Origin of the sequence: uncultured Dokdonia sp. (genome assembly GCF_937910895.1) — a bacterium.
GTDB lineage: Bacteria > Bacteroidota > Bacteroidia > Flavobacteriales > Flavobacteriaceae > Dokdonia.
The window spans coordinates 1-15,499 of sequence record NZ_CALEMI010000116.1 but is presented as its reverse complement, the minus strand read 5'-3'; the positions used below and the strand labels follow the sequence as shown (position 1 = coordinate 15,499).

Annotated in this window: 13 protein-coding genes; 7 read left to right on the top strand and 6 right to left on the bottom strand. The window is 34.9% G+C overall.

The genetic code is table 11. The features are described 5' to 3' along the window. Window positions 1-4: 4 nt before the first annotated feature. The gene (locus tag Q0505_RS13890; RefSeq protein WP_299213885.1) at window positions 5-1,150 is read left to right on the top strand and encodes a DNA polymerase III subunit delta'; all 1,146 of its coding nucleotides are present in this window, start codon (window positions 5-7) and stop codon (window positions 1,148-1,150) included. A gap of 71 nt (window positions 1,151-1,221) precedes the next feature. Further along, on the top strand, window positions 1,222-1,623 hold the full coding sequence (locus tag Q0505_RS13885; protein WP_299213881.1) for a DoxX family protein: 402 nt from the start codon (window positions 1,222-1,224) through the stop codon (window positions 1,621-1,623). A gap of 101 nt (window positions 1,624-1,724) precedes the next feature. Here the strand turns inward: Q0505_RS13885 and Q0505_RS13880 are convergent, their stop codons facing one another. Then, window positions 1,725-2,243, bottom strand: coding sequence for an OmpH family outer membrane protein (locus Q0505_RS13880; protein WP_299213878.1), 519 nt, complete (start codon window positions 2,241-2,243; stop codon window positions 1,725-1,727). Window positions 2,244-2,587: 344 nt separating this feature from the next. On the opposite strand from Q0505_RS13880, the gene Q0505_RS13875 reads away from it, so the two are divergent. Then, entirely contained in the window at window positions 2,588-3,130 is a 543-nt protein-coding gene (locus Q0505_RS13875; RefSeq protein ID WP_299213877.1) for a lipocalin family protein, read from the top strand. Between the two features lie 58 nt (window positions 3,131-3,188). Here the strand turns inward: Q0505_RS13875 and Q0505_RS13870 are convergent, their stop codons facing one another. The 4 genes from Q0505_RS13870 to Q0505_RS13855 all read right to left on the bottom strand — a co-directional run bounded on the left by Q0505_RS13870 (window position 3,189) and on the right by Q0505_RS13855 (window position 9,994). Next, on the bottom strand, window positions 3,189-4,022 hold the full coding sequence (locus Q0505_RS13870; protein ID WP_299213876.1) for a class I SAM-dependent methyltransferase: 834 nt from the start codon (window positions 4,020-4,022) through the stop codon (window positions 3,189-3,191). Between the two features lie 46 nt (window positions 4,023-4,068). Further along, entirely contained in the window at window positions 4,069-5,946 is a 1,878-nt protein-coding gene (gene mnmG, locus Q0505_RS13865; protein WP_299213875.1) for a tRNA uridine-5-carboxymethylaminomethyl(34) synthesis enzyme MnmG, read from the bottom strand. Window positions 5,947-6,084: 138 nt separating this feature from the next. Beyond that, complete coding sequence (gene ybeY / locus Q0505_RS13860; RefSeq protein ID WP_299213873.1) at window positions 6,085-6,492, bottom strand: rRNA maturation RNase YbeY; 408 nt, start codon at window positions 6,490-6,492, stop codon at window positions 6,085-6,087. Beyond that, window positions 6,485-9,994 carry a hypothetical protein gene (locus Q0505_RS13855; protein ID WP_299213872.1) on the bottom strand — a complete coding sequence of 1,170 codons (3,510 nt, stop codon included), beginning with the start codon at window positions 9,992-9,994 and terminating at the stop codon, window positions 6,485-6,487. Before Q0505_RS13855 ends, ybeY begins: the two co-directional genes overlap by 8 nt. Window positions 9,995-10,085: 91 nt before the next feature. Here Q0505_RS13855 and Q0505_RS13850 point away from each other — a divergent pair, with 91 nt between their 5' ends. The 3 genes from Q0505_RS13850 to gltX all read left to right on the top strand — a co-directional run bounded on the left by Q0505_RS13850 (window position 10,086) and on the right by gltX (window position 13,522). Beyond that, window positions 10,086-11,135, top strand: a complete 1,050-nt coding sequence (locus Q0505_RS13850; protein ID WP_299213870.1) for an alkane 1-monooxygenase — start codon at window positions 10,086-10,088, stop codon at window positions 11,133-11,135. A 253-nt stretch (window positions 11,136-11,388) separates the two neighbouring features. Beyond that, the gene (locus Q0505_RS13845) at window positions 11,389-11,922 is read left to right on the top strand and encodes a hypothetical protein (RefSeq protein WP_299213868.1); all 534 of its coding nucleotides are present in this window, start codon (window positions 11,389-11,391) and stop codon (window positions 11,920-11,922) included. A gap of 85 nt (window positions 11,923-12,007) precedes the next feature. After that, on the top strand, window positions 12,008-13,522 hold the full coding sequence (gltX, locus tag Q0505_RS13840; RefSeq protein ID WP_299213866.1) for a glutamate--tRNA ligase: 1,515 nt from the start codon (window positions 12,008-12,010) through the stop codon (window positions 13,520-13,522). Between the two features lie 86 nt (window positions 13,523-13,608). On the opposite strand, the gene Q0505_RS13835 is transcribed toward gltX, so the two are convergent. After that, window positions 13,609-14,283, bottom strand: a complete 675-nt coding sequence (locus Q0505_RS13835) for a hypothetical protein (RefSeq protein ID WP_299213863.1) — start codon at window positions 14,281-14,283, stop codon at window positions 13,609-13,611. A gap of 157 nt (window positions 14,284-14,440) precedes the next feature. Here Q0505_RS13835 and Q0505_RS13830 point away from each other — a divergent pair, with 157 nt between their 5' ends. After that, complete coding sequence (locus Q0505_RS13830) at window positions 14,441-15,397, top strand: SPFH domain-containing protein (protein ID WP_299213861.1); 957 nt, start codon at window positions 14,441-14,443, stop codon at window positions 15,395-15,397. Window positions 15,398-15,499: the final 102 nt, after the last annotated feature.

Sequence of the window (15,499 nt, the reverse complement as noted above, 5' to 3'; positions counted from 1 at the left end):
TCCTATGCTTTTCGAAAACGTTATCGGTCAAGATTTTATTAAAAGTCACCTCACCACAAGTGTGGATGCAGGTCGTATTGCGCATGCACAACTCTTTGTAGGAAAAACAGGTTCAGGCACTTTACCTATGGCAATTGCCTATGCTCAATATATTTTATGCAATAATGCTCAAGGCGAAAATACACAGGGGAATGCGTCATGTAATCTCAAATTTGAACAACTAGCGCATCCTGATTTGCATTTTGCATTTCCTGTAGCTACCACAAGCGCGATAAAAAGTCATCCTGTATCAAGTAATTTTGCTTCAGAGTGGCGATCTTTTGTAAAAGAAAATCCCTATGGAGATCTCTTTGAATGGCATAAACACATTGACATAGAAAAAAAGCAGGGTCAAATAGGTGTAGACGAAGCGATCAATATTAATAAATCATTGGCTTTAAAGGCCTATGAAGGCGGTTATAAAGTGATGATCATCTGGATGGCAGAAAAAATGAATACAGCCGCATCAAATAAGCTTTTAAAACTTATAGAGGAGCCTCCTGCAAAAACGTTATTCATTCTTATTACAGAAAATGAAGATCAGATCATAGATACTATTAAATCTAGATGTCAAGTCTTACATTTTCCCGCGATTAGTGAAGCACATCTTGCAAATGCACTCATCACAAGACAGCAATGCGATATAAAAGAGGCACAAAAAATAGCACATCAATCACAAGGTGATTATAATACAGCTATGCACATATTACATCAAGACGGAGATGATGTGCAATTTGAGAAATGGTTTATTACTTGGGTGCGTACCGCCTTTATGGCAAAAGGGAAGAAAGAGTCTGTCATTGACTTATTAAACTGGAGTGAGGTGATCGCAAAAACAGGTCGTGAAACGCAGAAAAATTTTCTGAATTATTGTGTGCAATTTTTCCGTCAAGCGATGCTCTTAAATTACAAAACAGATGCACTTGTGTACCTAGAGACAAAAACGGGTTTTGACCTAAATAAATTTGCTCCTTTTGTACACGGAAATAACATTATAGACATCATTTCTGAGCTTCAAGATGCCTCTTATCATATAGAACGCAATGGAAACGCTCGTATTATTCTATCAGATCTTTCTATTAAATTAACACGATTGCTTCATCGTAAGTAATGATATAATCAATGGATTATATTATATTTAGTGCTCTCTAAAAATAAGTTTAGCAAACCAAAATCACTATTATGGACTTTTTATTACCCAATATCACAGAGATTTTAATTCTACTCTTTATCATTATTACTTTTTTACAATCTGGACTCGATAAAGTGTTTGATTGGAAGGGACAAATAAGTTGGTTAAACGGTCATTTTAAAGACACTTTTTTAGGAGGTATGGTACCTCTTTTAGTGGGTGTTTTAATCGTGTTTGATTTACTAGCTTCAATACTGGCTGGAATAGGGATTTATCAACTTGCGGTACACGACCATACTACCATAGCATTATATGGAGCGATTACAGCAGCAGTTACCTTATTGATGCTTTTATTTGGTCAACGAATTGCTAAAGATTATGCAGGCGCATTTACGATTGTAGGATATTTTATTGTCGTGATTTTGGGTGTATGGTTACTATCTAATCATTAAAAACAGCTTGTTTTTTACTTGTAAGAAATTAATTACTCCATCTTAAACATAAAAAAAGGCGATGATTAATCATCGCCTTTTTTTATGTTTAAATTTGTGTATTATTCTTTAGAGCCTTTGTAAGATGCATTAAGGAATTCTAAAACACTATCCGTAATATCAAGTTCTTCTTTACCAAACATCACACTTCCAGCGTCATTACTACCAAAGATGTACGTATAACCATTGGTCTTTCCGTATTCTTTTACCTTATCTTTTACTTTAGTAATCAAGCTATCTATCGCTCCTTGGCTTTCTACTTGTAGTTTTCCTAGTCTTGCTTGACGCTCTTGTTGTAGTTGTTGTGCTTCTGCAGAAAGTTCATTGTACCTCTCTTCTTGCTTTTTACGATCCATAGAAGGCCCATTTTTTTGGTATAACTTCTGTTTGATTTCAAATGCTTGAATCTTTACTTCTAAATCGCTAAGAATTGCGTCGTTTTGTTTTGTAAAGCGTTCTTTTACATCGGTAAGCTCTGTATAGTCTTTAAAGATTTTTTCTGTATCAACATACGCTGTTTTTTCGGTTTGACATCCGATCATTAAAAAAGCTATTGCTATTGAGATTCCAATTTTTTTCATGGGTTATTTGTTTTGCGGCAAAAATAGAAAGTTTGGCTTGCTTTACGCATAAAAATGTAAAAATCTTGCACTATAATGATTCCTTATTTGAAAAATACAAATCAATAGGATTCTCTTATGAAAACTAACTTCATAAGCGCGTTTTTAAGAGAGAAAATAAAAACAATAAGACAAGTAGCTTAATTTTCAACAAAAAGCGCTTAAAATGCTTTATTATGCGTTTTTTACTGTTTTATCGCTATGAAATAAAAAATCAGGACGTTATGAATAATTTTAAATTAAAATTTACTTTATTTGCCAGCTTAATTAATAAAAAACGATTATGAGTAAATTAGGAAAATTATATGGCATTATTTATTGTTACTTCTTTTGTGAGTTGTAACTCTGATGATGATTCATCAAATGACACTTCAGCAGATCTTGTTGGAACTTGGAATATTACTGCCTTTGATTATCAGGGTGCAACTTCAGCAGAAATTTTAGGAGAAACAATCACTTCGTCTTTTGATGGAATAGGTCAAAACTTTGATGCTTCTGTTGTTTTTACAGAAAACCCAAATGAATATACTAGTAATGGATCTTATGATGCCGTTGTAACGACAACAGTTCTTGGTGAGAGTCAAACAGAAACAACCTCTATAGACAACTTTCAATCTGAAGGGATGTGGAGTCGTAGTGGAAATACAATTACTTTTGATGGAGATCTTTTAAATGTTGATACTACAATACCTGTTATTGGTATGGAAGAAATCATGAATGATGCTACTATTCTTGAACTAACTGAGACAACGTTACGCTTAGGACAAAACATATCACAAGAAATTATGCAAGAAGGAATTACCGCCACTGTTACATTAACAAGTGAAGTTGTTTTAACGAGACAATAAAAATTCTTCAAACTATTCATATAAAAAAAGCTGCCATTCTTGACAGCTTTTTTTATGTTTAATTTTTATGTTTTATCACATAAATCAACGAAGAATACGCTCCTGTTTTCTTTGCTTTTTGATTAGAACGCCATCCTGATAAAAAAGCTTTAAAAAAATTCATGTTTCCTGTTTTATATTTTTCTGAAAGCAAACTCACATAAAAAGCATCAAATTTCATAGGATGCACATCAATGAGTTGCATATTTTGTTCTTCAAAAAGTAATTGAATTGATTTTTTAGAAAAATGATACAAATGCCTAGGCACATCATAGGCTGCCCAATCTGTTTTATAAAGAGCCGCGTCATACGATTCGAAATTAGGAACGGCTATAAAAAGCACTCCTTCCCTACTTAGTTTGTTTTTAAGCCACATTAATTGATCTTCCAGATCATACACATGTTCTAATACGTGCCACATAGTTATGGCATCATACGTATATTCTTCTTTTGGTAACAATTCTGTAAGATGTATATTTTTTTGTGCCGCAAGTGTTCTTGCTTTATAGTTAGGTTCTACGCCAGAAACTTTCCATCCTTTTTTTGAGGCATATTCTAAAAAATCGCCGGTGCCTGCACCAATATCTAAAAGAGATCCCTTTGCAGGAAGATAAGAAGTAAGTAGTTTTTGCTTTCGCGAAAGCGTAATTCCCTTTACAACCTGATACATTTTTTCAAACAAGGATCGTTTGCCATCTGTATGAGAAATATAATCTTCACTAGCATAATAGGAAGGTAATGTCTCTTTTGAAGGTTTTGGCGAGGTGAGATACATACAAAGGCGCTCATCATATTCTAGACGAAACGATTCTCCAGAAACAGCATGATCTTTTACTTGCATCGTATTATTCATAAAATTTGTTGGACTTCATCAATGTTCCACGTGAAACATTATCATATTAGCGACCCATATACACAAGCATTACACTAATGTCTGATGGAGAAACACCACTGATACGAGAGGCTTGAGAAATGGTTGCAGGACGAATTTTTTCTAGCTTTTCTTTTGCTTCATAAGAAAGGGACTTTAACTTACTATAATCAAAATTGGTTGGAATCTTAATATTTTCAAGCCGATTCAACTTATCCGCATTTGCTTTTTCTTTTTCTATATAGCCTGCATATTTTACTTTAATCTCTGCTTGTTCTAACACATCTTTTTCGATGTTATGATCTTCTATATATGTTGCTACTTTTTTAAAGTTTTTGATATCATCGAGATAAATTTGAGGACGTGAAAATACTTTAAACATCTTATCAGATTGTCTCATCGGTGATGATCCTCTTTCTTCTAAAATACCATTTACCTCTTCTGGGAGAATACTTGTATCTTCAAAGTACTTCACTAACTTATCCGAAGCTTCACGTTTTTCCTCCATCATTACCAGACGTTCTTGAGAAGCTAAACCCACTTTATGAGACAAAGGAGTTAATCGTTCGTCTGCATTATCTTGTCGTAATAGCGTACGATACTCTGCTCTTGATGTAAACATTCGATACGGTTCTTCGGTGCCTTTTGTAATGAGATCGTCTATCAAAACGCCTATATAAGCTTCGTTACGTTGCAGCATAAAAGGATCTTTTTCATGTACTTTCAAATGGGCATTCATTCCCGCCATTAATCCTTGCGAAGCAGCTTCTTCATATCCAGTGGTACCATTAATCTGTCCAGCAAAGAACAGACCATCTACCAATTTAGTTTCTAATGTATGTGTTAATTGCGTAGGTGGGAAATAATCATATTCGATCGCATAGCCTGGTCTAAAAAACTTTACATTTTCAAAACCAACGACAGATCGCAATGCTTTAAATTGAACATCTTCTGGTAAAGATGTAGAGAATCCATTTACATAAATCTCACAAGTATCCCACCCTTCTGGTTCAATAAATAATTGGTGTCTATCCTTATCTGCAAAGCGATGTATTTTATCTTCTATAGAGGGACAGTATCTAGGTCCAATAGATTTGATTCTTCCATTGAACATGGGAGAACGATCAAAGCCTTCTTTAAGTAATTCATGTACTTCTGGAGAGGTATAACTCATGTGACAAGGGCGCTGATGTTTTAACGGCGAAGTCTCTTTTGAAAAACTAAATTTTTCAGGAATTTCATCCCCAGGTTGAATAATCATTTTAGAAAAATCTAACGATCTTCCGTCCACTCTTGGAGGTGTTCCCGTCTTCATTCTGCCTGTTTCAAAACCAAATCCTAAGAGTTGTTCTGTAATACCTGTAGAAGCTCTTTCACCAGCTCTCCCCCCTCCAAATTGTTTATCTCCTATATGGATGAGTCCATTTAAAAAAGTACCATTTGTAAGTACCACGGACTTTCCTTTTATCTCTATTCCTAAGGAGGTGCGAACTCCTTTTATTTTATTATCATTTACGATAAGTCCACTAACCATCTCTTGATAAAAATCAAGATTAGCGGTACGTTCTAAACGCAATCTCCATTCTTCTGCAAAACGCATACGATCACTCTGCACTCTCGGACTCCACATAGCAGGTCCTTTAGATTTGTTGAGCATCTTAAACTGTATCGCTGTCTTATCAGAAACGATCCCGCTATACCCGCCAATCGCATCTATCTCTCTTACAATTTGCCCTTTTGCAATACCCCCCATCGCTGGGTTGCACGACATCTGAGCAATGGTTTGAAGATTCATGGTCACAAGTAATGTCTTACTTCCCATATTGGCAGCGGCAGCGGCAGCTTCACAACCAGCATGACCAGCACCAACTACAATCACATCATATACATCTTGAAATAGACTCATTGTTTCACGTGGAACGTTACGTTTGATAAAAACCAAACAGGATTATATTCAAAAATTAAGCGTGCAAATATACGCCGTTTTGGTCATTGATTTCTAAAAGATTATTGTCAAATGTTTCACGTGGAACATTCTTGACAATTACCTCTTCTCTAGATAATAATTTTCTTTAACTCGCATTAGCTTTTCATCATCTTCAGTCTTGTCTTTATAACCACAATAATGAAGAAGTCCATGCACCATCACTCTATGAAGTTCATCTGTAAAAGAAACATTAAACTCCAGGGCATTTTCTGTAACTCTTTCTGTAGAGATAAACACATCTCCGCTTATCAGAACACCTTCTGTGTAATCAAAACTAATTACATCTGTGAGTGTATCATGATCTAAAAAATGAACATTCATTTTATGCAAATATTCATCATCGCAAAAAATATAATTAAGTTCTCCTGCTTCTTTATTTTCTTCTTGAATAACTTGATGTAACCAAGAAGATATAACATCAGCATTTTCTATTTTAAAATCATGGACACTATTAAATTCAATCATTATCTTTTTGGAAATATGCTTGTACTTTTTTCTTGTATTCTTCTTTTAGAGGAAGTGTTTTTCTATTAAGAATCTCTGTAGTATTAAAATACTTTTTGGCTTTATCTATGGATGAATTTACAGGATTAGCATACTCTTTTAAATTGGTATTGGACTCTCTCTTTTCTTCCTCCCCTTGTTGGAAAGTAGCTTCTTTTAACTTTAACAACTCATGCTTTAATTCTGTCATCCTTTGCAGCGTTTCATTATTAAATCCTTTGTCTAATATCTGCTGTTCTACCTCCTTCATATCCTTTACGAGTTGATCAGCATTTTCTCCGAGTCCACTTTTTCTAATCTCGTCTTCTAATTGTTGACGCAACTTTTGTTGCTCCTTATAAATCTCATACAACAATCCTTGTTCATATTCATCTCCTTCATTATTTCCATTTCCTTCTCCTTTCTGCTCGCCATTAGCACGTCCATCTTTCCCATTTTCACCACCTTCACCTTGTCCTTCTCCTTCTCCCTCACCTTCTCCACCTTGATCTTCTCCTTGACCTTTCCCTTTCTCTCCTTCCCCTTTCTCTCCATTTTCTCCTTTCCCATCTTCGCCTTTTTTTCCTTCGCCTGGCTTACTCCCTTCTTCCATTTTTTTATTCAATTCTTCCTGACTTTGAATGATGTCTGGCAGTTGTTCTCCTCTTCCCTGACCTTTTCCTTGCCCTTGACCTTTACCCTTTCCTTGCCCTTGTCCCTGACCACTCATTTGATTATTCATCTGATCTAAAGAATTACTTAAAAAGTCAGCTAATTCATTAGCGCCTGTCACCACATATTGTTGACTACTGACCCCTTGAATTATTTGATTATCTGCCAAACGCTCTAATGCCTTATTTATATTAAAGTCAATATCGGTTAGAGACTGATTAATTTTCTCATCTAATTCTGGTCTACGCAACGCAAGCGCGTACAAACTGTCGTCGATGTGTTGGAAGTTTTGTTTTAGTACATTTTGAAGTCTCAGTTTATTGGCGAAATTAGGATTCTTATCATCCATTTTTCTAAAGTCTTTCATCACACCTTCTTCTTCAAAAGAAAATACCAATAAGTTATCTAAGATTTGCCGTAACATCTCAGCGTCTTCCTCCATACTTTCTTGCCCCGATTGCTGCATTCCCGACTGCATAGACTGACTCATCTGCTTCATTTTCTGAGCAGCCTTTTTTTGTTTTTTCTGAGCAGCTGCTTTGCTTGGCGAACTTTCATTTTGTTCTCCTCCTTGTTGTTCCTTCTTTTCTTCTTCTTGTTTTTCTAATTCTTCACTGGCGCCTTCTTGCTCTTCTTTAATTTCTTCTTGCTTCTTTTCATCAGAAGGAATTTCCATAGGTTTTTTAAGTTCTTGATTTTCTTTCTCTAAATCCTTAAGATCCTCTTCTAGTTTTTTAAATTCTTCGTTAAGTTTATCCTGAGCTTCCTTGTTGTTTTCCTCATTCTCTTTCCTACTTAGCTCTTCTTGTTTGTTGGCTAATTTCTCAAGGTCGCGAGCTATCTTTTCTGCTTTCTTTTGAACGTAATATCTCTTGGTAAGCTCTACCATTTGTTCAAGATTCCGTTTATTATTTTTGTTTTGTTTTTGGAGTTTTTCTAATTTTTCAGAAAGCTCTTCTTTACTAATTTTTTCGCGAAGCTTTTCTAGTTCCTCCAAAAGCTTTTCATTTTCCTTTGCTTTCTTTTCTTGTCGTTCTAACCGTTCTTTTAGTTTTTCTTTTTCCTCATCGGTTAAGGTCTCTTCTTTTTGAAATTCTTCAAGATTTTCTTTGAGTTGTTTTGAGAAATCCTTCATCAACTCTTCCTGTTGCTTTTGTCGCTTTAGGAAGTTTTGTAGTTTCTTCTGATCGTTAAAGTTGAGTTCTTTCTTTTCTTTTTGCGTTCGCGAAATTTCCTCAAGCTCCTTCTCTCTTTCTTTTAATTTTTCCAATGATTTATCAAGACCTGAAATCGCTTTGTTTTGTTGTTCTAATTGTTGTTGCTCAAGCTCACTTTCTGTAAATTTCACAAAACTGAATACACTACTCTTTGTACTTTTATAATTATGAATAGCATCGTTATCAAATACTTCAAAATAATACTCATAGTTAATCCCTTCCTGAAGTTGAAGCGTATCAGGAAAGGCAAAAATAAACTGATCTACATTTGCATTTGAAATGACAATATTTTTATATTGTTTTTCCTGAGATTGTGAAGGGTAATAGACCAGACGCAATTTTGTGAGTCCATAATCATCACTCACCTTCCCATAAAAATATGTTTGTTGATTACTTACACTATCCGTTTGTACCTCAAGATTCATTTGAGGAAATTCATCTTTTATGGTTTGTAAAGTATACGCTAAGTTTTCAAAGTTTTTTAAAGCTGTATTACTTGTGCTTACTTCATAAGGTGTGTTTTTATAAATGCGTTGTGATAGATGATAAGATGTTGTGGAATTGGTTTGGTTCGCTTTCGCGAAAGCGTATACCGTATCTTTTAAAACTAACTCTACTTGTTCTGTTTCACGTGTGTCTAGTACCCAAGTCACTTTTGTGCCTTCTGGGATAATAGCGTTACCCGTATTTTTAATACGTTCTGTCGCTTTTCTGGTGTGTGCAGGATAATCCAGTTCCATTTCAAAATTAACAAGCACCGGAACTTTAAGTACTTCTAAATCATAGGATTGAGACGTTACTTTGTTGGCTTGCAAGTAAAACGAAAGATCTCCCGTAGGTTGCTCAAACGTAAAGTTATATTCTCCTGGTGCTACTTGTTGTAAAAAATAAATCTCATTATTAAAGTGTATAGATGCTTCTTCAGGAACAACATCTCCTACCGTACGTACTTGTAATGTGTAGTTTCTGTTTTCTACAGCTTTTAAGTTTTCATTTACTACAAAAAAGCTAAAAGGGGCTGGAGGTTCATAAGCTTCGTTATAATTTACAACACGTTTATAACTTGAGGAAAACACCTCATCCTTACCAACATAATTTGCAATTAGAAAAACTACAATTGGAATAGCGGCATATTTAAGGTATTTGATGTTTTTCTTAAAGTTAATTGCTAGGCGAAAAGGAATAGGTGCTAGTTCTTGACTTTTTTGTTCTATACTCGCTAGCATCAACTCAGAATCTTGTGAAATGCTGTGGAGTTGTAATGTATTTATTAATTTGTCGCTTACTTCTGGAAAATAGTTTCCTATCATCTGAGCTGCATCTTTATAATCTATTCCTTTAGATAACTTAAAAAGTCGTGCTAAAGGAAGTATGATAAATTTAGCAAGCAACGCAACTTCTACACCTATAAAAAGCCAGAATAGTACGGTTCTTCCTGCAGGACTTAACCAAAAAAAGTATTCTATTAAAAGGGTGACTAAAAAATACAATACCCCAAAAGCAAAAAAGAGAATCGTCCCTTTTAGCAACTCATTCGTATAATATTTACGAATAAAGCGTTCTAGCTTTTGTTCTATGTTTTTGAATTTATTCATTTTTCTTTCTATACCAACCCCTAAAACTACGATTTTATTATGTTTTCTAAATAGTATACTTTTATAACCCCTTGTTAAAGTTTACGTATTTATGAAAGATTTAAAATACCTATCCGCATATTGTGTGCCATTATGTGCCATTATTGGTATCTCACTTCACGGCTTCTGGTCCTTCTTAACGCCCATTTATGCCTTTGTATGTGTACCAATTTTAGAGCTTATTTTTCCTGTAAGTGATACCAATCTCTCTGATAACGAAAAGCAACAAAAAGCAACTTTACATTGGACCGACTTCTTATTATATTTTAATGTATTCATTGTATTTGGAATCGTATACTTTACGCTTGTTACGCTAACATCTCAAGAGTTTGCTATATATGAACGTATCGGAATGATTTTTTCGTGTGGTGTTGTGATAGGTTCTAATGGAATTAATGTCGCTCATGAGCTAGGACATCGCACTAGTAAAGTAGAGCAGTTTTTAGGAAAACTATTATTACTCCCCGCCTTATATATGCATTTTTTTATAGAGCATAATTTTGGGCATCATCTTAACGCAGCCACTCCTGAAGATCCTGCAACAGCAAGATATAATCAGCCTCTATATCATTTTTGGTTTACCTCAATTACAAGACAATATGTAAGTTCTTGGAAGATTCAAATGAATTTATTAAAACGGGAAAAACGCTCTTTTTTATCTTACAAAAATGATATGCTGTGGTATACCATTATACAAGCAACCTACTTATATGCAGGATATTACTTTTTTGGAAGTCTAGGTTTTCAAATTCTTTTATTTAGTGGTATTTCTGGTTTTCTATTACTAGAAACCATCAATTATATTGAGCATTATGGTCTTCTTCGTAAAAAAAGAGAAAGTGGTCGTTATGAACGTGTACGCGAAGTCCATTCCTGGAACAGTAACCATGTGTTTGGACGTATTATGCTGTTTGAATTAACTCGTCATAGTGATCATCACTATCGTGCTAATAAAAAATATCAATTGTTAGATTATCACGAGAGTAGTCCGCAGCTGCCTTATGGCTATCCTACGAGTATGGTGTTATCTCTCTTCCCTCCTTTATGGTTTAAAATTATGAATAAGAGAGTTCCTGAAGATCAGAAGCCTGTTCCCTCCTAACCTCCCAAAAGGGAAAGAATTAAAACAGTTTTAAACCAAATAGTCATAATGGTTATTTAAAATAGTTTGTAATTTACAGAACAAACTATTTTAAATTTTCCGTTACTCATAACTATAAATAAGAGAGTCCCTTAAGATCAAAAGCCTGTCATTCTCTCCTAGCCTCTTCTAAGGGAGAAGAATATCTTCTTTTCTAAAAAGTGTAACAATTATAAGTATTTGTGTCTAATTTTCTAAATCCAACACATTTTCTATGCCTAGAAATCCTAAAACACAAATCCTCTCTCTTGAATACAACTTTACAACACACCAAATGATTCACATTTCAATTTTCACCGCTATTTCGGGAATTATAGCTTGGAGATTTTTTTTTGGTTATTACTATCAGATCAATTACATAAAAGGACTAGTACCTCTGATTATTTTAATACTTCTAGTTATTCTAACACTTTCAAAAAAAGGGTTAGTAAAAAATAATCTTCATTTATACAAAGGCATATTCATATTCAATATCCTGTTATTTAAGAAAAAAATAAATCTAAAAAATAAGATTTGTTTTTCTATTTTGAAGTTTCGCAAGAGTCAGAAGTATGCTTTTTTTTCTGCAGCAAGTCCAGATGCATCTCATTCTTTTAATTCATTTGATCTATATCTACTTAATAAAAAACATACAGAGAAAAATCTTTTAATTTCACTTAAAAAAGAAAAGAATAGTAAGCTCGCGAAAGACTTTGTAGCTTCCTTTAAAGATTTTAACTACGAACTTTATAGTCCCGACTTTTCATAGATATATCATAGTATAGTTTTAACTCTTATCTTTTAAGACTTTCCACAAGCAAACATTTATCTTTGCACCCTTAAAACATACAATTATGTCTCAACAAGTTCGAGTGCGCTTTGCGCCTAGTCCTACAGGACCTTTACATATAGGTGGTGTACGCACAGCCCTTTTTAATTATCTTTTTGCTAAAAAGCACAACGGAACATTTGTCCTTCGTATAGAAGACACAGATCAAAACAGATATGTTCCTGGTGCCGAAGATTATATTAAAGAAAGTTTAGAATGGTGTGGGATTCCGTATGATGAAGGACCCGGTCGTGAAGGAGATTTTGGTCCTTACAGACAAAGTGAGCGCAAAGAGATGTATGGCGCTTTCGCGAAAGCGTTATTAGACTCAGAAAATGCCTATTACGCTTTTGATACTGCAGACCAACTCTCTGAATTAAGAAGCCAATTAGAAGCCGAAGGGAAAACCTTTATTTACAATTGGCACAACAGGATGCAACTTGATAACTCGCTCGTACTTTCTAAAGAAGAAGTACAACAACGAATTGATGCAGGTGAAGACTATGTCATTCGTTTTAAAGCGCCTCAAGATGAAATGTTACAACTACACGACGAGATCCGTGGAGATATCAAAATAGATACAAATATCTTAGACGATAAAGTGCTTTTCAAATCGGATGGGATGCCGACCTACCATCTTGCCAATATTGTAGATGATCACCTTATGGAAATTACCCACGTCATACGTGGCGAAGAGTGGTTACCATCTATGGCATTGCATGTATTATTATATCGTGCTTTTGAATGGGAAGCACCAAAGTTTGCACATCTACCTTTAATTTTAAAGCCTGTAGGAAAAGGGAAATTAAGTAAGCGTGATGGAGATAAGTTAGGATTTCCTGTATTTCCTTTACTATGGAAAGATTCTAAAACCAACGAAATTTCTTCTGGCTATAGAGAAGATGGCTATTTTCCAGAAGCTATGGTAAATATGCTTGCCTTTTTAGGGTGGAATCCAGGGACAGAACAAGAAATATTTTCGCTAGAAGAATTGGTACGAGCTTTTGATCTTACACGTATCCATAAAGCAGGGGCCAAGTTTGATCCAGAAAAAACAAAGTGGTTTCAGCAACACTACTTACAAGAAGCTAGCAACGAAGTTGTTTCAGCGCGTTTTATGGACTTTCTTACAAATAAAGGTCTACATACGACCCTAGAGTATGCAACTATTGTGACAGGACTTATAAAAGAACGTGCGACCTTTGTAACTGATTTATGGGATTTAGGTTCTTATTTCTTTAAAGCACCTACATCGTATGATGAAAAAGCGGCAAAAAAAGGATGGAAAGAAGATACTGGAGCACTTATGCAACAAGTAATTACTGTCATTCAAGGTGTAGACACTTTTAACGCAGAGACGCTTCAAGAGGCGGTAAAAGGATGGATTACAAGTAATGATCTTAGTTTTGGAAAAGTGATGCAACCCTTACGATTAAGTCTTGTCGGTGCGATGCAAGGACCTGATGTGTTTGCAATTGCAGCAACCATAGGTAAAGAAGAAACGATAGCCCGTATTCAAAAAGCGGTAGCTACTTTATAATAACGTATGCTTCCTAAATGCCTGTTCAAGCGCAGTCGAGAACTAGTTTAAAAAAACTGTATTTCTCGACTGCGCTCGAAAGGACACTATAAATAAAACACAACCCCAGCCGAAATAAAGGACGCTGTTCCTTTAAAATCCTTAGCTTCAGGATCTGTGAGATTTAACTCTTGCTTATTAAGCCCATTGAGAATATTGGTCAGTCCGTACTGATATTGCACGGTAAGACGTACATTTTCAAAACCTCCTGTCAAACCAATTACAGCAAAAGGATTAATAGTTGATATATCTTCTATATCACTTCCTGTAAGTGTCGTATATCCATCTATTCTGGTATTTCCTTGATCACTATCTTTCAGTTTCATTTTACCATTAACAAGTAATGCGGGACCAAAATCTATCGCAAGATTTTGACCTATGATATTATAACTTAATAAAATATTAAACTGTGCTCCTATAATGCTATAATCTATTTGATTTTCTACTGCTTGGCTTGCACCTGCTCCTTGAACAGAAAGGTTGGCATTTATAAAATCAATACCATATACAATCCCCCAGTTATTGTAAAAACGTCCTCTGGTGGTAAATCCTCCTTGAAACCCTTCTTTACCATCTACAGTAAGATCAGAGGTTTCTATAGATGAAAATAAAAGTTTGGCTTGTACACCAATTCTGTTATAACTTCCTCTGTTTCGGTAAGATTGCCCCACCACTGTGGTCATACTGACAAAAAATAGGAAAATAAATAGGTGTAATTTCATAGGGCTTAGGGAGTATAAATTGAGGTTAGAGTTTATAAGTCAAGTGCGCAAAAGTAGTAAATACTAAAAGACTTGTTACATTTTTATCATAACGACGACATATCTCTAGTTATTTTAATAACTTATACACTTTAATTCACAAACTAAAAAAAATATTATGGGTAACATTGGACTTTATATCTTTTTGTTTTTAGGGATCTTGATAGCCCTTTCGGGGATATTTATGGTCAAACAACAAACCGCTGCTATTGTTGAACGCTTCGGTAAATTTATAGGCGTACGTAATTCTGGGCTTCAATTCAAAATTCCTGTGTTTGATAAAATTGCAGGACGTGTTAATTTGCGTATCCAACAGCTAGATGTTGTTGTAGAAACCAAAACAAAAGATGATGTATTTGTACGTCTTAAAATCTCTGTACAATTCCAAGTACGCTCAGAGGCTGTGTATGATGCTTTCTATAAATTAGAAAATCCGCATGACCAGATTACTTCGTATGTATTTGATGTGGTGCGTGCCGAGGTTCCAAAAATGAAATTAGATGACGTTTTTGAGCGTAAGGATGATATTGCTATTGCAGTAAAAGGAGAATTGAATGAAGCCATGTCTAGCTACGGTTTTGATATTATCAAAACCCTAGTTACCGATATTGATCCAGATATGCAAGTAAAAGAAGCGATGAACCGTATTAATGCGGCAGAGCGTGAGAAAGTAGCTGCCGAGTTTGAAGCAGAAGCAGAGCGTATCAAAATTGTTGCAAAAGCACGTGCCGAAGCAGAGTCTAAGCGTTTACAAGGACAGGGTATTGCAGACCAGCGTCGCGAGATTGCTCGTGGTCTAGAAGAGTCTGTCGATGTATTAAATAATGTAGGGATTAATTCTCAAGAAGCCTCTGCGCTTATTGTAGTGACTCAGCATTATGATACCCTACAATCTATGGGAGAGCAAACCAACTCTAACTTGATCTTAATGCCTAACTCTCCACAAGCTGGAAGTAATATGCTCAATGATATGATTGCTTCTTTTGTCGCTTCTAATCAAATAGGAGAGCAAATGAAAAAAGATAATGAGGCTAAAGGCATTGTCAATAAAAAGAAATCTAGAGGAGAATCATAAACTCTCTTATCTACTGAAAATAAAAGAGGCTGTCTAAAAAGGTGGCCTCTTTTTTTTTGCATTATTTTTTTGATTTCGTATCTTAATAACATGAAATCTAGT